The organism is Olivibacter sp. CPCC 100613 (assembly GCF_036959255.1).
Classification (GTDB): domain Bacteria; phylum Bacteroidota; class Bacteroidia; order Sphingobacteriales; family Sphingobacteriaceae; genus Olivibacter.
The window spans coordinates 1-624 of record NZ_JAWMTI010000043.1 but is presented as its reverse complement, the minus strand read 5'-3'; the positions used below and the strand labels follow the sequence as shown (position 1 = coordinate 624).

The following is a 624-nucleotide window of genomic DNA, read 5'->3' as shown; positions in this document are numbered from 1 at the left end:
GTCTATCGCCGACATCGAGTGTTCATCGTTTAGGGCGTGGACTACCAGGGTATCTAATCCTGTTCGATCCCCACGCTTTCGTGCCTCAGCGTCAATCCTACTTTGGTAAGCTGCCTTCGCAATCGGTGTTCTGTGGCATATCTATGCATTTCACCGCTACTTGCCACATTCCGCCTACCTCAGGTAAATTCAAGCACGCCAGTATCAAAGGCACTGCGATGGTTGAGCCACCGTATTTCACCCCTGACTTAGCATGCCGCCTACGCACCCTTTAAACCCAATAATTCCGGATAACGCTCGGATCCTCCGTATTACCGCGGCTGCTGGCACGGAGTTAGCCGATCCTTATTCTTACGGTACCTTCAGCGCCATACACGTATGGCGGGTTATTCCCGTACAAAAGCAGTTTACAACCCGTAGGGCCGTCTTCCTGCACGCGGCATGGCTGGTTCAGGGTTCCCCCCATTGACCAATATTCCTTACTGCTGCCTCCCGTAGGAGTCTGGTCCGTGTCTCAGTACCAGTGTGGGGGTTTCTCCTCTCAGAGCCCCTAGACATCGTCGCCTTGGTGGGCCGTTACCCCGCCAACAAGCTAATGTCACGCGAGCCCATCCATATCCTGTG

The 624-nt window shown here is 54.2% G+C and carries 1 rRNA gene; it reads right to left on the bottom strand.

The window, feature by feature from the left end:
* A 16S ribosomal RNA gene (locus tag RYH73_RS26610) occupies positions 1-624 on the bottom strand; the annotation flags it as partial.